This window comes from Marinobacter sp. PE14 (assembly GCF_053566155.1).
In genome coordinates this window covers 403,825-422,490 of sequence record NZ_JBQXNY010000004.1, presented here as the reverse complement: position 1 = coordinate 422,490, position 18,666 = coordinate 403,825, and the positions used below count along the sequence as shown (strand labels likewise).

The window sequence follows — 18,666 nt, the reverse complement described above, 5'->3', positions numbered from 1 at the left end:
AAAATGCCTGCTCAGTTATACTGTTTTTTTGTACAGTAATTTGCACTCCACTGCGAGGAATAACCATGGCAGTACAAGCAGTCTACTTTTCTGATAGGGACGGCCTGGATATGGCACTGAAAAATCCTGAGACGATGCTGTTCACTTCAAAAGCCGAAGCCGACGCCCGGGACAAAGTGCTCGAACTGGCGGAGGAAATTCAGGTATTCCTTGGGCGCAAGGTTGAAGGCCTGGGCGACGATCTGGCCGAACGCTGCGCCATGGCCATAGCGGAGGACAAAGACCTGTTCCAGAAAGCTCTCAAGAAGCCCGAGCTGCTGAACGCAGAACAGGAATAGCAGGACAGGGGCGGCGCGGCCGCCCTCCTCTCAAGCCACGGCTACCCAGCTGCCATTGTCATAACGCTCTACGCCCTGGCCAGACATCCGATGCAAACTGACCCACTGGTTCTCCACCAGAGCCGCCACATCTGGCTGGCGACGTAACACGGACTCAATCCGATCTTCCGGCGCATCAATCAGAACAGTTAGACGAACTGGTTCATGGCGCCAATGAGTGCCATCGTGGACGGACTGCAGCGGCAGGCCAATTCTCAACCGTGCGTTATTACCTTCGACAACGCCGACATTCCCGCCAACCACGGAGTGCAGGAGCTTGTTGCCCGAGCCATAAACGTCGGGAACCGTTACCGAAGCAAAGTACTGAAGGTTGATCCAGTTGGCGACGATCATCGGTGCCGCCAACAAAGCCTCCAGAAGACCGCCATCTTCGTCCAGAGTCGGATCGTAATCGTGCAGGAATACGCGGCCGGACAGGTTGCAGCCCCGGGTCTTGCTGCGCCTGGCGAAGATGATTGCCGCGTTATTGGCCAGCCCCCACTCCGGACGAACCTCGGACCAGTCCCGGGTCCGGGTTTCCATGGCCTGCTTGAGGTTATGGTCGTCCAGTCCGTTCAATTTCAGCGGCGTTGCCCGCTCTTTTCGCGCCCGGATACCGGCTGCTTCAAATCCGGCTTCCAGATCTGCCAGGTGCTGCATGTGCGAGTCCGGGATCAGATGACGATCAGCAATCGTTACCTTGTCCGTTGCTGTGCAGTGCTCGGCAGCGACCGCCCAGGTGAAGTCCGGAATTCTGATACCTTCGTCGGCAAGCCCCGCCCTGACCTGTGAATCATTGACCAGGCTTGCTGCAAGCCGGGCGTTCACGCCGCCGCTCTGGCCACCACACGCACCACAGTCGAGACCAGCCTGGTTCGGGTTGTTATCGGTATGACTGCCATGGCCAACAAGTACCAGCAAAGGCGCGAAACCACTGGTCAGAGACATTCCCCGGAGCATATTGGCCGCGAGCGCAACCCTCTCGGCATCAGAGAGCGGATCGCCTCCGTGGCTGTGTACCAGGCGCCCCTCTACAACTTGGTCAGGGCAGGTTTTGTGGCCCTTTTTCAAAGTATCTTTCACCAGTTTCCAGGCCCAGGCCAAACCGGTCGTCTCGACCAGTGTGAACGTCGACAAGCTGGTGTATTTCGCCTTTCTGACCGATTCACGAGCGATCTCTCTCTGATCGAGAGAGCGATTCACTGCCAGATCCTCCCGCAGGCTGCCTTTGGTATCAATCAACCGGAAAGACGCGGGCAAAAGGCCCGGCAGTCGGCGGGCCGGGGCAAGCGGTCCGTGTTGCTGATGATCGATTGGCATTCCGAAAAAGCCGGCGAATCCGAGCGTCTGCACGTCGGGATACGCTTCTTCAAGGTGGCGTCGCATCACTTCAGAGCGAACATCGATACAAAAAACGGCCTGCGCTGCCGGTATCCCCCGCACGGAATCTGGCAACGCCTGCTTTACCGGCGCAAAATCAAGTGCCTGCCACAAGGTGCGCTGGTACCCAATCTCGAAGGCACGCTGCCACACCCACAGCCTGCTGCGATCATCGTAGTCGCCCCTGCGACTCGCGCGGGCTCTCTGCCTCTGCCACTCTGCTTTCTGTGCCGTCGAGGCGAAGGCTACCCCTGCGGACTCCCAGACCAACATGATCGCCAGAATATCCTCACAACGATCGGATGAACGCCCCTCAAGGCCTGCCCGCCAGTCTTCTCCGCGGCACCAGGAGGCCCAGCCGTTCACTCTCAACAACAGGCTATGGCACAGCGCTTCCAACTCATCTCCACGAGCGCCGATCCGACTCAGGGCATCCTGTACTGCCTGATCCCTGTCGTCCGGAACCGTCTTGAAGAGCGCGCGGGCCCCTTTCAACCCGGTCGTAAAATCAAGCGCCAGATCCTGCCTGACTGATTCAAGCCAAAAGCCGAACAGGCCCTCACTGACCTGGCTGCCCGCAACCGACCATCGGCTCTGGCGCTGATCGAAAAAGGCGCCGCAAACGCGAGAAACCTGGTCGCAAACGGTTTCTGTCAGAACGCCGGCCTCCTCGCGGGCATTCGCAAAGGTATCCAGAATGGAACCGCGCAGTGGCGCCGTTATGGCCCCCTTTCGACCCAGCCACTCAAGGTACCAGGCGGTATTCCGCTCATCGCCGCGCTCCGCAATACTTGCCCCCAGATCGTCTTCCCGAATCCGGCCACCTTCCCAGGCTTCCCGGTAAAACTCGGTCGGCATCAGCAAACTGAACCCGGCGCGTTCGTTGAGCACCTGATCAACCCGCGGGGCCGGAAAGTGTCTTAGCCCCCAGAACGGATTCACCGCTATCCACTGATCGAGAGGCCAAACAGGAGCAATCAGGTCGCAGGCCCGTTTAATCGGCTTCCGCCAGTCATCGCTCAGCAACTGCAGTTCCGGTAACGGCGCGCTCACGTCGCTCATGATCTCTCCTCAAGTCTGAACGGATGATGGGGAACCCTGCGGAACATGGCTGGCACCTTCAAAGCCTCCGCCGCCAGCAAGCGGGTCAGCCGATCAAAGGGCAGCTCCAGGTAAAGACCCTGACGAAAATGAACACTTAGAGCACGGGTTGCCGGGAAACGGGCGCCGAATACGATCATCAAAGAGCACACGGCGAGCAGCGTAACCAGGGTGGCGGCCGTACCCAGAGCAATCCCGGGGATAACAAACCCTTCCTGCTCCGGAACCGCCGGGCCGATGAGAAGATGCAACAATGAGTACAGCGGAACCAGGAGCACTGCCAGACCTGCAAGCCTCAGCTTCACCGCTCTTGTCGCTCCGGCCGGGATGCCCATGGAAGCCGCTGATACCGCCAGCACCAGCAATGCTCCGAAAACCGGATTGTTTTCTACAATCCATGGGAACTGAACCAGGATCGCCGCCGCCAACAGGCCGGTAAGCCCGGCCCAGGAGAGCCTGCTGGCAGAGGGAGACTCGGGAAAACGGGTTGCTGCCGATACGGCCACCGTGCGACCGGAAGCCAGGAACGAGTGCGCCTTGTACAGCGAATGGGCCAACAGATGCAGCAGTGCCAGTGTGTAGGCCCCCATGCCGATTTCGAACAGCATAAAGCCCATCTGCGCACAGGTTGACCAGGCAAGGGCATGTTTGACCGAGTACTGGGTCATCATGGTGAGAACCGCAACGACCGCAGTCATGCCGCCGATCACGAGCAGAATCATGTGGCCGGCCGTAAAGCCGTCAAACACCGGGAATAAACGCAGCCAGAGGAAACCGCCAAGATTGATGACCCCGGCATGGAGCAGCGCGGACACGGGCGTGGGAGCTTCCATAACGCGGATGAGCCAGCCGTGAAAGGGAATCTGGGCGCACTTGAGAACCGCCGCCAGAGCCAGAGCGACCGAGGCAACTGTCAGCGCTGTTGAGCCACCGGCACGGGCGCCCTCATTCTGAATCATTTCTGGCAGGTAAAACGTACCGTAATGCAGGTAGAGCGCCACCACCCCAGAGACCACCAGCGCATCGCCTACCCGGCTGACTATGAACTTCTGCACCGCCGCCATTCGCGCCTGGGGCCGGTCCTGATAAAGGGTAAGCAAATGATGCAGGGCCAGGCTGACACCAATCCAGGCGCCAGCCAGAATCAGCAGATGGTTGGTAAACACCAGCACCAGAACAGAGGAAACCGTCACCAGAAACCAGGGAAGGAAACGGTCACGGCCTGGGTCCTGGCTGAGGTAGTTGTCTGCAAACCGAAGAATAACCCAGCCTATAAAAGCCACCATCGTGGCCATCCAGACCGCTATCCCGTCTGGATAGAGGCCGAATCGCCCACCCAGGGTCGCCAAACGATTGCTGTCGCCTCCTATATGGGGCTGAATCAAGAGCAGGATTCCCATCACGACCGAAACGACCATGGAGGCCAACAGCGCCCATCCGGCAAGTCGCCAACAGTGGTTCAGTTTCAGTGGATTCTTCAGCCAGCCAGTCAACCCGGCAAGCAGGAAGAGACCGACCGGCAGCAGCAGCCAGATTGCGAGGATAGCGACCAATGAAAATTCGGCGATTGGATTCATACTTGCAAACCTCCTGATTGCAAGTACTTTGCCGATCTTCGTCACATATAAAAAATGGTTTATAATTATCAGATCATTCGTTTTTAGAGAACGAAATAGCATGAAGCTGAATTACCACCACCTTTACTACTTCTGGAAGGTCGCCCGAACCGGCCACCTGACGCGGGCTGCTGATTCGCTGCATATTTCGCAGTCGGCGCTATCGGGTCAGATACGCAAGCTGGAAGACAGCCTGGGGCACGACCTCTTCATTCGCGAGGGGCGGCGTCTCAAACTTTCTGAAGCCGGGAGAATGGCATTCTCCTACGCCGAGGAGATCTTCCGCCAGGGTGAGGAACTGACGGCATTATTTGCCTCCGGCGCTCAACCAAACCGCGAGATACTCCGGATCGGGGCGGTGGCCACCCTCTCCCGTAACTTCCAGGAAGGCTTCCTGCAACCGCTGCTGAACCGGGAAGACCTGGAACTGAGCCTGCAAAGTAGCCACATGGATGAGCTGCTAAGACGCCTCTCGGCGCATCGACTGGACTTGATCCTCGCAAACCAGGCGGTACAGGGAGATGAACAGAATCCCTGGCGGTCGCGGCTGATTGCCAAACAGCCGGTCAGCATCATCGGGCCCCGGGGAATAGACGTTCAGGGCGATTTCGTCGACGTGCTGCGTGGCCGAAGCCTGATTGTGCCGGGCCAGGACAACAACATACGCCAGGCCTTCGACCAGTTGTGCGAGTATCACAGGCTGCGTCCCAACATCGCCGCCGAGGTGGATGACATGGCGATGATGCGACTTCTTACACGGGATACCGGTCATTTCGCCATCATGCCTCCGGTGGTCGTGCGGGACGAAATGAAGAGCGGAACCCTTGCAGACTACGGCGCCTTGCCGGGCGTCTTCGAGGAGTTCTATGCCATCAGTATCCGGCGCCAGTTCGAGACGCCGGCACTCAGGGAACTGCTATCCCAGACTCAGGACAATTTCCTGACCCGCACGCCGATTGGTCATTCTGACTAGCTCGAGTGGCGAAAAATGTCATCCATAAGGCTGACTTACATCCGTATACTGAAGCGGAAAGACGACAATAATAACGCCGGATATATGATCATGAGCCAAGCCAGCCTGCGAGAACACCCGTCCATTCTGATTATCGGTAGCGGTTTTGGTGGTCTGGGCATGGCCATCAAACTGAAACTGGCGGGTTTCAACAACCTGACCCTGCTGGAAAAAGCCGACCGGGTCGGCGGCACCTGGCGTGATAACACCTACCCCGGTGCCGCCTGCGATGTGCAGTCCCACTTTTATTCGTATTCCTTCGAACCCAAGCACGACTGGTCCCGGAAATTCGGGTTGCAGCGCGAAATACTCGGTTACATGGAGCACTGCGTTGAGAAATATCGCCTGGGCAGTCACATCCGGTTTAACTCCGAGGTGCAGGAAGCCGCGTTTGACGACCAATCAAATCAATGGACGGTGACCCTCGCAAACGGTGAGCAACTGACCGCCAACGTACTCATCACCGCGACCGGACAGCTCAATCAACCTGCCTGGCCAAACCTCAAGGGCCTGGACCGTTTCAAGGGCAAGATGTTCCATTCAGCCCGCTGGGATCATGATTACGACCTGTCCGATAAACGGGTAGCGGTCATCGGTACTGGCGCCAGTGCCATCCAGTTTGTTCCGGAGATTGCGCCGAAGGTAGAACAGCTCGATCTGTTCCAGCGCTCGGCGGCCTGGGTCCTGCCCAAGCCGGATCGGCCCTTCAAGCGTTGGGAGCAGACGCTGTTCCAGAAAGTGCCTGCCTGGGATCGCCTCTATCGCTACCTCATTTACTGGAAAAACGAGAGTCGCGCCCTCGCTTTCACCAAATTCAGCGGCCTTCTCGAGTATTACGCGAACACGGCAAAACGGGAGGCCAGAAAACAGGTCACAGATCCCGCCAAGCTCAAGAACATCATTCCGGACTACAAGATCGGCTGTAAACGGATCCTGATTTCCAACGACTGGTATCCGGCCATCAACCGTCCGAACGTGAACCTTATTACTGACCCTATTGACCACATTGACGAATCCGGCGTTATTACGCGGGAGGGACACCACCATGAGGTGGACGCCATTATCTGCGGCACCGGTTTTCGGGCCTCGGAGTTCCTGTCACCCATCCGGATAACAGGCCGGGGCGGAAAGACCCTGAACGAGGCCTGGCAGAACGGCGCCGGCGCTTTCAAAGGCATCACTGTCAGCGGCTTCCCCAACATGTTCATGCTCTATGGGCCCAACACCAACCTGGCCCACAATTCGATCCTGTACATGCTCGAGTCCCAGTTTCGCTACGTTCTGGAATGTCTGGAGGCGCTGGAAAAGTACCCTCACTCCGCCATGGATGTGCGGCAAGACCGACAGGACCGCTTCACCCATGTGGTTCAACAGGGCCTGGAAGACACGGTCTGGAGCTCCGGCTGCACCTCCTGGTACCTGGATGAACATGGCCGGAATACCATTAACTGGCCGGGATTCACCTTCACCTACCGATTCGCCACCCGCCGGGTAGACACCGCTGATTACCAGTTTCTTTATCCCGGCCAAACCGCGAGTTAATCGGGTAAAAGCCTTTCGCCCTTGAACCTCGGTCATATTCATAGGATGATTGGGTTATCGGTTTGAAGGATGATAAACACCATGCTGGAACGTATTCGTAAAGGTTCGCTGGTCGAGACCGCCATCGAGAGCCTCAGAAACGCCATCGAGAAAGGTGACTGGTCGGTTGGCGACCGCCTGCCCGTGGAATCGGAACTTTCCGAATCCCTCGGAGTTAGCCGCAACACCGTTCGCGAGGCCGTTCGGGTGCTGGTACACGTGGGAATGCTGGAAACCCGCCAGGGAGATGGCACCTATGTGCGGGCGACACGGGATGCCGGTGAAACACTGCGCAGAATTGCGCGCACCCAGCTGGCGGAGCAGCTGGAGGTCAGGATCATGCTGGAAACGGAGGCCGCCAAGCTGGCAGCGCACAGGCGTACAGAACAGGATCTCCGGCACATGACCTCAGCCCTGGATGCTCGCGCCAAAGCGGGAGATAACCTGCAGGCTCGCATCCGGCACGATGAAGCCTTCCACCACGCCCTGGTTGCGGCGTCTCATAACTCAGCGTTGATCGAACTCTACGATTACTTTTCCCATGCCGTCAGCCAGACCATCGAGCAGACCGAAACCGATGCAGACCTGCCTGAGCCCTCCCAGGAAGACCATGAACTCTTGCTCGCGGCGGTCCGGCGTCAGGATGAAGGCAAGGCGGAGTCTCTGGCCCGGGCGCTTTTGAAACCCAGCCTTCAGGCCTTGAAGCGCCGGGAGTCCTGATTCATGAAGTTCCGGATCGACACCTTTACCCTGCTGCTCCTTGGCGCCATCGTATTGGCCACCTTCCTGCCTGCAACTGGCGAGGCAGGCGAGGCACTGGCGACGGCCGGAACGGTCGCAGTCGCCCTGCTCTTCTTTTTCCATGGCGCAGCGCTGTCCCGCGAGCAGATTATTGCCGGTGCCACCCACTGGCGGCTGCACATTCTGATCACATCGCTCACCTTCGTATTTTTTCCACTGGCGGTGCTGCCGATTAACGGCCTCAGCAATATCGCCCCATCGTGGATGCCGAAAGATCTTGGCCTGGGATTTCTTTACCTGGGCGTCCTGCCGTCGGCGGTGTCCTCCTCCATCGCCTACACCGCCATGGCGCGGGGCAATGTTCCGGCGGCAATCTGCAGCGCAGCGGCCTCCAATGTCTTTGGCATGATGCTGACGCCATTCCTGCTGTTGCTGTTGGTAAGCACATCCGGGGGTGGAGATTTCTCCGTGGCGGAAGCCCTGAAAGACATCATTCTGCAGTTGCTGCTGCCCTTTGCGGTTGGGCATGCGCTCAGACCATGGCTCGGCGGGTTTCTTGGCAGAAACGAAACACTGATGGCCCGCTACGATCAGTGCGTGATCTGGCTGATCGTCTACTCCGCTTTTTCACACTCGGTAGAAAGCGGACTCTGGGAAAATCTGCCGCTGCAGGCCATCCTTTTCGCCATTGCACTGTGCCTGGGCCTACTGCTGCTATTTATGGTGTTCGCTAAATTTCTGGTGCGGCGATTCGGGTTCAGCCTGGAGGATGAAGCCGCGGTGGTGTTCTGCGGCTCCAAAAAGAGCCTGGCGTCTGGCCTGCCCATGGCCAAGGTCCTGTTCTCGGGGCACCCCGGCTTCGGCATGATCGTGTTGCCGATCATGTGCTACAACCAGATACAGGTTATCGTCGGAGCCTTCCTGGCCCAGAAGTACCGGGAAAAAATTGAAAGGGCGAATGCAGATAAACCGGGCTGATCCGGGCGGCGGGCTTAACCGCCGCCCATTCCGCCAAAGAGTGTGGCGAGAATCGCCAGCCCGACAATCCAGCCAATTACCGCCGGCCAGAAATTGACCATTTGCGGTGGCTGTTCGTCCTGCTCTTCAGCCATGTCGGGTTCCGGGTAATTTCGATCGTCGGCCGCCTCAGGGGCTTGTTCTATAGTGAACCAACCGAACCACTCCCCCAGAAACTGAGCCACCGGTGCCGGAAAGCTGCCGTTTTCCGCCATGGGCCGTATCTGGGGCTCCAACTGGCGACCAATCTCGCGTCGCAACAGCGGCTCATCGGCGGGCGGCTCGTCCAGAATGGCTTTCCAGATACCCGGGTCCTTACTTCTTGAAGAGTCATTGAGCAAGGCCTTGATCTGAATGACCACCTCACGAACCACCTGGCCTTCGTTGGCATCCAGCGGACGATCAGGTTCCTGGTCCTGCACCTCGCGATGCGATTCAGTCTGAGCCGTTTCAGAAGCCCGTTTTACCGGGCCTGGATCGTCCCCTACTGCCTCGCGGAAAGCCGCTTCCAGGCTTTTGGCCTCGTCTTCCGAAGCGAATTTGAGCTGTTGCTCATACGCATCCTGGATCTTCCGACGATCGCCGGTCGGGTCAATTCCAAGGATTTCCCAACAATTCATAAAGCTGCAACTCCCGGGCCGAGATTCATTACATTTCAGAGAGACAAACCGTCTGTAGTCCCTTACGATAGGACCCAATCATAATAAAACCGCTTTATCCTTTTTCTCGGCAGATTATAGAACGTCAACCATGCATCAATCGACAAAAATGGCAGGAGCGAGTAACCGTTTTCCTCTCGTAACCTGCCTCAGCGTCAGCCTTGCTCTCACGGTGCTGCTACCGGCCACCGCGCGTTCACAGACTGAAACCCCCGATTTCATGCCCGGATTGCTTGCCCTGGAAGGCGAACACAGCGAAATTCCCGAAGTGCTCACCACAACACGACTGCGTCAGTCCAAGCTTCGGGTTCCCGGCACAACCACCATCATTACCGGCGACATGATCCGTGATCTCGGTGTCATGAACCTGGTGGAGGCGCTCAGGCTGGTCCCGGGCATGGTTGTTGGTCATTGGGGCAGCACCAATCCGGTGGCAACCTACCACGGTACCTCTCAGTACGAACAGCGCCGGCTGCAGGTTCAGATTGACGGACGAACCGCCTACCGGATCAGCCTTGCAGACGTGGACTGGCTGGGCATGCCGGTGGCTCTGGAAAACATCGAACGGATAGAAGTGAGTCGAGGCCCCAACTCCGCGGCCTACGGCATCAACGCCTTCCTCGGCAGCATCAATATCATCACCCGATCGCCTCAGGATACCGCCGGCGTGGAGGCCTACACCTCGGTCGGCTCGCGGGGACATTTGCGAACCTTCACGTCAGTGGGCGATACCGATGCCGACAAGAGTTGGCGGTTGTCATACGAAAAGCGCAAATCCAATGGCTTCGATAACCAGATTGATGGCGGCGAGGAAATCCCCTTCCACGATGGCCACGACATCAACAACTTCAATTTCGACAGCGTGTTCCGGATTGATCGTCAGCATTCCATCGACGTTCGCGCCGGCGTGCTGGATGGCGTAAATGAAGAGGACCTCGAGAAGTCCGGTAAGCTGGGTGCGATCTCCAACCCGGACATCATCATGGACGACTACTATCTCCATGTCCGGTTCGACGGAGCCTTTTCACCTGATCACTTCTATCATATTCAGGCAAGCTATCAGAACCAACGGCAACGCCAGCGTTGGACAGTTTCCGCCCCGGCAGCGGAAATCAACGCGCTTCTGCCATCAGGGTTCCCTCCCTTCCCCGAAAACCAGGGTCCGTTCATTGCTGATTTGAACGAAGACCTCGAGGAAACCCGGCAGGAAATCGAACTTCAGGACACCATCATTTTCAGCGATGAATTCAAGTTGGTCTCCGGAGTGGGCTATCGAAAGGACTCATTTAATTCAGAAACCTTCTTTAATGGTAAAGGGGACAACTATCAGTCCCGGGTATTCGCCAATGCCGAGTATTCGCCCTTCCGTTGGCTGACATTTAACGCCGGCGGCAACTGGGAGCGAACCACCACCACCGATGAAGATTATTTCTCGCCCAGGGCCGCCGCAAACTTCATCCTGAACAACAACCACGCCGTACGTTTCGTTTTCTCGAGGGCCGTCCGAACGCCGGATGCCTTCGAACAGAATCCTGACTGGTCCTACACACCAAGAAATGTGCAGGCACCGTTTGAAGCGCTGGACGGTCAGAGAATTGAAGTTGCGGACATTCTGGACCCGACGACCTCCACCTACGGCCAGAAACTGCAAGAGGAATGGATCACCTCACGGGAAATCAGCTACTTCGGTCAGTTCCATCTCGAGAGCGCCCTGCTGTCGGTGGAAGTTCGCTATTTCAACGATGATTTCCACGACATGATCAGTGGCGTTATCAATGAAGAAGAATGGTACATCGCCAACAACGTGGATCTGGAGCAGGAAGGCGTTGAGCTGGAAACCTCACTGGAGTTTTCCGGCACCAAGCTCCGGGCCACTTACGCCTATCTTGAGCAGGAAGGTCGTTACACCGGCGATCCAGCGGCGCTGCCTGTGGACAAACAGGAACGTGCTGTGGACCTGCTGGCGCGGCTCTCAGCCCGAGACTCTGGCAGTTTCGCCTGGATTCAGGATCTGCCAATGGGCTTCATGACCTCCGCTGCCATGTACTGGACCAACGAAGTACGGGAAACCCGATTTGAGCGAGCCGATTTCCGTCTGGCCCGCCGGGTGGACAAAGCCGATTACAGCTATATGCTGGCACTTACGATGCAGCATTATCTGAACCCGAAGCCATGGATAAGCCCGGATAACCGGATTGAGGATCACAACCAGTTTTTTGTTGAGGCTGGTATTCGTTTCTGAATTTAACAAGGAAAGCGCGAGCCCTGGACGGTATGGAGCGAAGGACAGGCACGATTCACCGAAACCGGCGTAGATGCGGAAACCCGGGCCTTTTACTCAAGGCCCTGTGCATTCTGCTTTTCGCCGTTTGCGCCACGGTTGCCAATGCCCAGGAAGCACCGGCAAGGGTTGTTTATTTTGTCGGCTCAGGCAACGCCCCTTTAGATCAACACCTGATTCAGCTCCTGAAACGGCAACTGGGACCAGCGACGTCCTTGACCGAGGTCTCCGACGACCAGTTGGCCACTCTGGAGAACGGCCCGATAATTACGATCGGACCGGCCGCTTTCTCCCGGGCACGTCAAGCCAACCGCTCCGCAGCGATCCTGGCCATGCTGGTCGACCGATCCTTTATCTCCGCCTTTGCCGAGCGGTCGCCGGGCCAGATCTCGGCGGTCTTGTACGACGTGCCGCTGATCCGCCAGGCTCTGACGGGAAAGGCCATTTTGCCCCAGGCCAACAAGATTGCTCTGCTGGCAACCGCAGATTCCGTCGAACTGTACGAGCCCCTGATTGATGAACTGCCGGCCTACGGCATGTCGGCGAAGATCTTTCTGGTCGACAGCAACGATGAGCTGATCCCGACGCTTGTCCGGGCCCTCGGTTACGGCGATTTCTTGCTTGCAGCACCCGACAGCGCCATCTACAACCCCCGAACCATCAAACATATTCTGCTCACTGCCTACCGCCGTAATCAGATCGTCATCGGCCCCACTCAGGCTTACGTTAAAGCAGGCTCCCTGGCCTCCAGTTATGCCCCGTTCCCTGAAATGGTTGAGATGGCAGGCAACTTTTTATCGACGTTTTTCGAAACCGATGCATATCCGGAGCCCTCGTATCCGGAAGAGTTCCGGGTAGAGGTCAACGCCCAGGTTGCGCGCTCTCTGAACATTCCCTTGCCCAGCCGTGAGGATATCGCCACACGGGTGGATCGACAATTAACGATCAATGGGGAGGCGTCTGATGAATAAAAGCCACAGACACCAGCGCCCCTTGTCCCGAAAGCTGCTGCTCCTCGGAGCTCTGCCAGCCATCGTCATGTTCATCGTGCTGATGGTGTTCTTCACGTCTGCACGCCTTGAGGATGCCCGCAGGGATCTGTCTGACAGCAGCCAGCTCCTTGCAGACAGCCTGGCCCCTGCCCTGGAGTATGCCGTTGTTTCCGGCAACACCCTGGCACTCGACCAGATCCTTTCCCAGTCGCTGCGTCGCAGCAAGGCCGACTGGATTCGCGTCTCAGACGTAATGGGCGAGCAGATCGGCTTCGTTTCCCACGAACCAGTCAACACCGGTGAAATCGCAGAGCGCGACCAGATCTATGAAGCCGAAATTCTCCAGCAGCCCCTGGAATTTGGTGCGGAACGGACTGCCGAGTGGTTTGAACCGGACTATGGCTTCGGTTCCGGTTCTCTGCGCGTTGGCACTGTTCAGGTTGGCGTGAGCCAGGATGTTCTTGCCGAACGGCGACAGGATATTCTGTGGACGTCGATCGCCGTTGGCGTGGCCTTGCTGCTGTTCACCATTCTGCTCATCAATCATTTCCTCGGAGCGATTCTGGCACCGATACGGGACCTCGCTGGGCGAATTGGTAAGCTCACCGATGGTGACTATCAGGAACGTTCTCTGAATACTCACCAGAGTTCACTGGAGATCGTTGCCATTGAAGAGCAACTGAACCAGTTGGCTCGTCACCTGGCCAGTCTGAAAACAGCGCGGGACCAGACCCTCGCCGCCTCCGAAGGGGCCCGCGAAAAAGCGGAAATGGCAAACCAGGCAAAATCCGAATTTCTGGCCACCATGAGCCATGAGCTGCGTACGCCCTTGAACGGGGTACTTGGGATGGTCGATCTGATCCAGGAAGAACCCCTTACCCAACGCCAGCGGGAATATCTCAACACTGCCCGCCAGTCCACCGAGGATCTGTTGACCGTGATCGCGGATATCCTCGATTACTCAAAGATGGACAGCGGCACCCTGAAGCTCGAGAACCAGGAGTTCGACCTTCGGGAGCTGATTTCCAACTGTACCGCCACCTACCGACACCTCGCCGAGCAACAGGGCCTTGCCCTCAATCTCAAGTTCTTCGGCGACTGGCCGGACAGCCCCGTTGTTATCGGCGACCCGGCGCGTCTGCGGCAAATTCTGGCGGGGCTGGCTGACAACGCCATCAAGTTTACAGGCGATGGCTTTATCAATATCCAGGCGGGCTTTTTTGCTCTGGAAGACAACTGCATCATTCTCAACTGTTCCGTCAGCGACTCGGGTTCCGGCATTCCGAGTGAGCGCCTTCAGGACATTTTCAACTCGTTTGAACAGATCGACGGCGGAAACAGCCGGCTGTACGGGGGCACCGGACTTGGCCTGTCCCTGGTCCAGCGACTGGTTGAACTCATGGGCGGACACATTCAGGTGGAAACGGATCTGGGTAAGGGTTCCTCATTCCGGTTTGAGCTGCCCTTCGAGCTGGCGAATCGGACCAGCCAGCCCGAGCCCTCCGGTACACCGCCAAGGGAGACTGTTAATGGCACTAGCCATGCCCTGGTGGTGGAAGATAACCCGGTGAACCAGCGCGTGGCCACGGCTATGCTCAAGCGATTGGGTTTCCATACCGATTCCGCCAACAACGGCAAGGAAGCGCTGGAGAGGGTGACCACTAATCACACGGGCTACGACATCATACTGATGGACTGTCAGATGCCCGTGATGGACGGATACGAAGCCACCCGCTATATCCGGGAATGGGAACAGAGCAACGGCCAGATAGGGACACCGATCATTGCGTTAACGGCGGACGTTCTGCCCGGGACAGAAAAGAGTTGTCTCGACTGCGGCATGAACGATTATCTGGCCAAGCCTGTTCGCAAGGAAATGCTGCGCGAAGTGCTCAGCCGCTGGATCAAACTCTAGGAAGGTTCCGGCGCCCTGACCGGGCGCCGGCACTAAATCACGCCACCGGCTCGCGCATGGTGACAAACTCCTCGGCAGATGTCGGGTGAATGCCCAGGGTGGAATCAAACTGAGCCTTGGTCGCACCAGCCTTGATGGCAACCGCCAGCCCCTGGGTAATTTCACCGGCGTCCGGACCCACCATGTGGGCACCCAATACGCGATCAGTCTCGTCGTCTACCACCAGCTTCATCAAGCTCCGTTCGTCACGACCACTGAGGGTGTATTTCATCGGGCGGAATTCCGAGCGGTAAATCCGAAGTCTATGCCCCGCTTCCCGGGCCTCCTCCTCGGTCAGCCCAACCGTTCCGATGTTTGGCTGGCAGAACACGGCCGTTGGAATCGCCGAATAGTCCATTTCGCCTTTGCCATCGCCGAACAAACGTCTGGATAGCACCATGCCCTGTGCCAGGGCAACCGGCGTGAGCTGCGGAGTTCCAATCACATCACCCAACGCAGTAATTGAGGGCACGGCAGTCTGGAAGTGATCATCCACGACAACATGACCCGAGGCGCTGAGCTGAACACCAAGATCAGTCAGACCGAGACCGTCAACCAGGGCTCGACGACCGGTTGCCGCCATCACCAGGCCAGTCTCCAGGGTTTCGCCATTGTTCAGTTGAACCCGGTAGTGGGCATTCTCGGCTTCAACCGATTCAATGGTCACACCGAACTGCAGGTTTACGCCTTTTTTCCGCATTTCCTGTTCGGTAAACCGTCGGATGTCGCCATCAAACCCGCGCAGGAACAGATCACCGCGATACAGCAAGGTTGTGTCAACACCCAACCCGGCCAGGATGCCGGCAAACTCCACAGCGATATAGCCACCACCCCAGACCACGGCCTGCTTCGGCAGCTGCGGCAGGTAGAACATCTCGTTGGAAGTAAGAATGCATTCCTTGCCGGGCACATCTGGAATAACCGGCCAGCTGCCGGTGGCAATCGTGATGTGTTTGGCCCGATAGGAGGTATCTCCGACGACCACGGTATTGGCGTCTGACAATGACGCCGTTCCTTCGATGATGGTCACACCGGCGTTTTCCAGCAACCGGCCGTAAATGCCATTCAGACGCTCGATCTCGGCATTCTTGTTGGCTACCAGCTTCGGCCAATCGAAACTGACATCGTCGAGTGGAACCTGCCAACCGTAGCCGGCTGCGTCTTCCAGCTCATCGTGAACGTGAGCCCCGTACACAAACAGTTTCTTGGGCACGCAGCCAACGTTTACGCAGGTTCCGCCAAGATACCTGGATTCAACCACGGCCACCTTTGCGCCCCGCTGGGCGGACATTCGGGCGAGACGAACACCGCCGGAGCCGGCTCCGATAACGATCAGATCAAAATCCTGCTGGTCAGACACAGCTTCTCCCGTTAAACATTAAATAAGGTCAGGTTTGGCCGGGCGCGGCCGTTTTACTTTCCGGATGCACTTCCCTGAACAGCACGTGATCCTCAAAATCGCCGAGCTGTATCTTGCCAAGGCTACGGAATCCCTCGGATTCGTAGAAGGGCAAATAGCGACTGTTGCCCGTATCAAGCACCAGGCCACTGCCGCGGGGATTCTCTGCACAGAGCTTTTCAACGGTTTTCAACAACAACCGGCCATAGCCGCGATTCTGGTACTTGGGATTGACCCCCATCATGGGCAACTGGTGTGCCAGTGGTTGTGGCAGCATGTCGCGAATTTTCTCGTGGTAGTCCAGATACCGGCGTGTAGAGGCAAAACCCGTAGTCAGCACCATACGAATCCGCCAGCTGATCTGATCAGCCAGGTTCATCCTTAATTCGGGATCCCCGATGAACGCCACGGCCACCAGTGTGTCGTCAACCATCACCCCGATCGAATCCTGATCAAGCTCAAAATAAAGGTCTATCAACTCCCTTATGGTCGCCCGCACCCTCTGATCGTAGCCGGGGCGCCGGTGATCGAACAGATACTGGAACGTTGGCTCGTTACGATAGGCATGAAACAGAATGGATCTGGCTTCATTCCGCGCCGTTTCGTCCAGGCGAACAATGGCTGGCTCGGATTTGTTCTTGTTGTCGCTGCCGTTACTCATCGCTTCCCTCTCTTGCGTCAGTTCCGGACAAAAGGCCCGGAATCTGGTTTTCAGAATCAGATGGCCAGCGTGAGACGAACGGACACCCGCCCCGGCTCACTGGCCCTGTCCATGGCCGCCTGGTCAATGATGACACCATGATCGCCATTCAATTGCTCTAACCACGCGGCAACCTCTGCAAAAGGTGCATTCTCAAGCCAGACCCGGATGGCGTCTTCACCGCTGGGCTCAAAGCGCTGAAGCGACAGACCCGCCTCCCCCGCGGAACGGGTCACCAGAGCCATCAGGGCACGGCCGTCCGCGGGCTTGTCTGCCGACGTCGTGGTGCTGGCACCGCCTGTATTGCCAAGGCGCTGAATCGTCCGTTGGTTCGCCTGCATCCACGCCAGCAACTCGCCGGCATTGTCTCTGGCCGCTTCCGATTGGTCGTAGAACCCGGCAGCCGGTCGCCAGACGGCAAAATACAGAAGGCCAAGAAAAACGGCGATGGCCAACACCACCAGAGCCTGCTGGTCTCGGCGGGGCAAGTGATCATACTGTGCAATGAGTTTGCCGACCGCCGGCTGATCCTTGATTCGGGAAAGCATACCTTAACCTCCTGAGACCGTCAGGCGGCCGCGGGCGCCGCTCGCTTCATTCACAACCGAACCGATCTGCGCCTCCAGCCCCTGGTTCGCGAGGCCGTTGCGCAGAGCGCTCAACCGGTCATAGCTATCGGCTCTTACGTCTACGATCAGCTCACCCCGTGAGCGGCTGTAATTCACTGAATTGAAATTAACTTCCTGGCTGCCCGGCAAACGGGAGTATTGTTGTCCGGTATATTTCATCAGGGTGATAAAGTCCACTTCCGGCCCACTGGAGCCGGCAACCCGCAGCTGCCCTTCGATCACGCGCCGGACGTTGCCGGCATGGGTACGCCGGTCATTCGGAAACGCATCGCGATAGATCGCCATGGCCTCATTTCGCAATTTTTCAGCCTGATTCTGGTAGTAGAATCCCATTCCGGCATTCAACGCCACCTGAACCACGAACCAGACGGCCGCAACCGCAATGAGTGGCTTCCATGGTTTGAGCGGACTCGCCTTGCCCGATTTTGACGAGAACATGCCCTGGCACAGGTTTACCGGTTCGCACAGATGATGGTGATGGGCGTAGGCCAGCAGTTCCAATGGCATGAGCTCCAGAACTTCCTTGCGAACCGCAAGCCGGCCAGAACCGTTCAACTCCGAGATGGCCGATTGCTGGAGATCAAATTCATCAGCGGTGCCGTAAAGCGTGACCGGAATTTCAGCCACCACTTCCTCCGCAGACGGGGCAGCGAGCGTGTGAGTAAACATACCCAGGTTCGCAGACTGCATACTCAGCCACTCGCCCCGTTCGCTCACCATCATTGCCGTTTCGCCATCCAGACAGACCGACCAGCCGCCCTCCGTGCGCGGCAACAAGGAGGCATCCGGAAAAATGGCATCCAGACGAACATGCTCCCAGCCGCTAAACAGCTGCACCCACTGCCCCATGCGTTCGCGATCAATGGCTGCTACGCGGTAGCCGTGATCGGTATGGGTGCCCAGCGCCAGATGAACAGAATCAATGTCCTGGGCAATCTGCTCCTCGACAGCGTAGGGCAACGCCTGATTGATAAAACGGCTTTGCTTTGCGGGAATATCAGCCAGACAATAAATCGCCTCTTCGCCGGGAATAAGGCCGATCAACAAAACATTGTCCAGTGCATTCTGGCCAAGGGTATGCTCGATGGTCTCGCGATTGTCGCCTGCGCCGCGAGCCTGCGCATCGCCACTGGCATCGTGCAGGACCCAGTTGAACATCTGGGCACCGGGGTCCTGGTCAGCGTCCGCAAACGGCGGTATTGGGCGGACGTAAAGGCGATAAGACAT

At 57.6% G+C, this 18,666-nt stretch carries 15 protein-coding genes; 8 read left to right on the top strand and 7 right to left on the bottom strand.

Annotation, left to right across the window (positions count from 1 at the left end; all coding sequences use genetic code 11):
• The first annotated feature begins 65 nt into the window (after positions 1-65).
• Positions 66-338, top strand: a complete 273-nt coding sequence (locus tag ACWJ62_RS15470) for a YebG family protein (RefSeq protein WP_008171158.1) — start codon at positions 66-68, stop codon at positions 336-338.
• A gap of 30 nt (positions 339-368) precedes the next feature.
• Here the strand turns inward: ACWJ62_RS15470 and ACWJ62_RS15465 are convergent, their stop codons facing one another.
• Together ACWJ62_RS15465 and ACWJ62_RS15460 are read right to left on the bottom strand one after the other, a co-directional pair.
• Entirely contained in the window at positions 369-2,819 is a 2,451-nt protein-coding gene (locus ACWJ62_RS15465; protein ID WP_449286986.1) for a YbcC family protein, read from the bottom strand.
• On the bottom strand, positions 2,816-4,435 hold the full coding sequence (locus ACWJ62_RS15460) for an NADH-quinone oxidoreductase subunit L (protein WP_449286985.1): 1,620 nt from the start codon (positions 4,433-4,435) through the stop codon (positions 2,816-2,818). The genes ACWJ62_RS15465 and ACWJ62_RS15460 overlap by 4 nt, the downstream gene beginning before the upstream one ends.
• A 100-nt stretch (positions 4,436-4,535) precedes the next feature.
• Here ACWJ62_RS15460 and ACWJ62_RS15455 point away from each other — a divergent pair, with 100 nt between their 5' ends.
• The 4 genes from ACWJ62_RS15455 to ACWJ62_RS15440 all read left to right on the top strand — a co-directional run bounded on the left by ACWJ62_RS15455 (position 4,536) and on the right by ACWJ62_RS15440 (position 8,786).
• On the top strand, positions 4,536-5,447 hold the full coding sequence (locus tag ACWJ62_RS15455) for a LysR family transcriptional regulator (protein WP_449286984.1): 912 nt from the start codon (positions 4,536-4,538) through the stop codon (positions 5,445-5,447).
• 84 nt (positions 5,448-5,531) lie between these two features.
• A complete protein-coding gene (locus ACWJ62_RS15450) occupies positions 5,532-7,028 on the top strand; it encodes a flavin-containing monooxygenase (protein WP_449286983.1) in 1,497 nt (498 codons plus the stop codon).
• Positions 7,029-7,109: 81 nt separating this feature from the next.
• A complete protein-coding gene (locus ACWJ62_RS15445; protein WP_449286982.1) occupies positions 7,110-7,787 on the top strand; it encodes a FadR/GntR family transcriptional regulator in 678 nt (225 codons plus the stop codon).
• A 3-nt stretch (positions 7,788-7,790) separates the two neighbouring features.
• Positions 7,791-8,786, top strand: a complete 996-nt coding sequence (locus ACWJ62_RS15440; protein WP_449286981.1) for a bile acid:sodium symporter family protein — start codon at positions 7,791-7,793, stop codon at positions 8,784-8,786.
• A gap of 14 nt (positions 8,787-8,800) precedes the next feature.
• Here the strand turns inward: ACWJ62_RS15440 and ACWJ62_RS15435 are convergent, their stop codons facing one another.
• Positions 8,801-9,445 (bottom strand): J domain-containing protein, encoded by a 645-nt coding sequence (locus ACWJ62_RS15435; RefSeq protein ID WP_449286980.1) that lies wholly within the window; start codon positions 9,443-9,445, stop codon positions 8,801-8,803.
• A gap of 130 nt (positions 9,446-9,575) precedes the next feature.
• Here ACWJ62_RS15435 and ACWJ62_RS15430 point away from each other — a divergent pair, with 130 nt between their 5' ends.
• The 3 genes from ACWJ62_RS15430 to ACWJ62_RS15420 are packed head-to-tail and all read left to right on the top strand — an operon-like array spanning position 9,576 to position 14,672.
• Positions 9,576-11,726, top strand: a complete 2,151-nt coding sequence (locus ACWJ62_RS15430) for a TonB-dependent receptor plug domain-containing protein (protein WP_449286979.1) — start codon at positions 9,576-9,578, stop codon at positions 11,724-11,726.
• Positions 11,727-11,758: 32 nt separating this feature from the next.
• Complete coding sequence (locus ACWJ62_RS15425; RefSeq protein ID WP_449286978.1) at positions 11,759-12,736, top strand: ABC transporter substrate-binding protein; 978 nt, start codon at positions 11,759-11,761, stop codon at positions 12,734-12,736.
• Positions 12,729-14,672 carry an ATP-binding protein gene (locus ACWJ62_RS15420; RefSeq protein WP_449286977.1) on the top strand — a complete coding sequence of 648 codons (1,944 nt, stop codon included), beginning with the start codon at positions 12,729-12,731 and terminating at the stop codon, positions 14,670-14,672. Before ACWJ62_RS15425 ends, ACWJ62_RS15420 begins: the two co-directional genes overlap by 8 nt.
• 37 nt (positions 14,673-14,709) lie before the next feature.
• Here the strand turns inward: ACWJ62_RS15420 and gorA are convergent, their stop codons facing one another.
• Genes gorA through gspL form a run of 4 tightly spaced genes read right to left on the bottom strand, consistent with a single transcriptional unit; the run spans position 14,710 to position 18,666 of the window.
• Complete coding sequence (gorA, locus tag ACWJ62_RS15415; protein WP_449286976.1) at positions 14,710-16,071, bottom strand: glutathione-disulfide reductase; 1,362 nt, start codon at positions 16,069-16,071, stop codon at positions 14,710-14,712.
• Positions 16,072-16,099: 28 nt separating this feature from the next.
• Entirely contained in the window at positions 16,100-16,771 is a 672-nt protein-coding gene (locus ACWJ62_RS15410; RefSeq protein ID WP_449286975.1) for a GNAT family N-acetyltransferase, read from the bottom strand.
• Between the two features lie 56 nt (positions 16,772-16,827).
• Positions 16,828-17,358, bottom strand: coding sequence for a type II secretion system protein GspM (gene gspM / locus ACWJ62_RS15405; RefSeq protein ID WP_449286974.1), 531 nt, complete (start codon positions 17,356-17,358; stop codon positions 16,828-16,830).
• 3 nt (positions 17,359-17,361) lie between these two features.
• Complete coding sequence (gspL, locus tag ACWJ62_RS15400; RefSeq protein WP_449286973.1) at positions 17,362-18,666, bottom strand: type II secretion system protein GspL; 1,305 nt, start codon at positions 18,664-18,666, stop codon at positions 17,362-17,364.

Bases quoted from the DNA above. Each gene is read 5' to 3' on its own strand.
- ACWJ62_RS15470 (WP_008171158.1), top strand. From the start codon at position 66: ATGGCAGTACAAGCAGTCTACTTTTCTGATAGGGACGGCCTGGATATG.
- ACWJ62_RS15465 (WP_449286986.1), bottom strand. From the start codon at position 2,819: ATGAGCGACGTGAGCGCGCCGTTACCGGAACTGCAGTTGCTGAGCGAT.
- ACWJ62_RS15460 (WP_449286985.1), bottom strand. From the start codon at position 4,435: ATGAATCCAATCGCCGAATTTTCATTGGTCGCTATCCTCGCAATCTGG.
- ACWJ62_RS15455 (WP_449286984.1), top strand. From the start codon at position 4,536: ATGAAGCTGAATTACCACCACCTTTACTACTTCTGGAAGGTCGCCCGA.
- ACWJ62_RS15450 (WP_449286983.1), top strand. From the start codon at position 5,532: ATGATCATGAGCCAAGCCAGCCTGCGAGAACACCCGTCCATTCTGATT.
- ACWJ62_RS15445 (WP_449286982.1), top strand. From the start codon at position 7,110: ATGCTGGAACGTATTCGTAAAGGTTCGCTGGTCGAGACCGCCATCGAG.
- ACWJ62_RS15440 (WP_449286981.1), top strand. From the start codon at position 7,791: ATGAAGTTCCGGATCGACACCTTTACCCTGCTGCTCCTTGGCGCCATC.
- ACWJ62_RS15435 (WP_449286980.1), bottom strand. From the start codon at position 9,445: ATGAATTGTTGGGAAATCCTTGGAATTGACCCGACCGGCGATCGTCGG.
- ACWJ62_RS15430 (WP_449286979.1), top strand. From the start codon at position 9,576: ATGCATCAATCGACAAAAATGGCAGGAGCGAGTAACCGTTTTCCTCTC.
- ACWJ62_RS15425 (WP_449286978.1), top strand. From the start codon at position 11,759: ATGGAGCGAAGGACAGGCACGATTCACCGAAACCGGCGTAGATGCGGA.
- ACWJ62_RS15420 (WP_449286977.1), top strand. From the start codon at position 12,729: ATGAATAAAAGCCACAGACACCAGCGCCCCTTGTCCCGAAAGCTGCTG.
- ACWJ62_RS15410 (WP_449286975.1), bottom strand. From the start codon at position 16,771: ATGAGTAACGGCAGCGACAACAAGAACAAATCCGAGCCAGCCATTGTT.
- gspM (WP_449286974.1), bottom strand. From the start codon at position 17,358: ATGCTTTCCCGAATCAAGGATCAGCCGGCGGTCGGCAAACTCATTGCA.
- gspL (WP_449286973.1), bottom strand. From the start codon at position 18,666: ATGTCTTATCGCCTTTACGTCCGCCCAATACCGCCGTTTGCGGACGCT.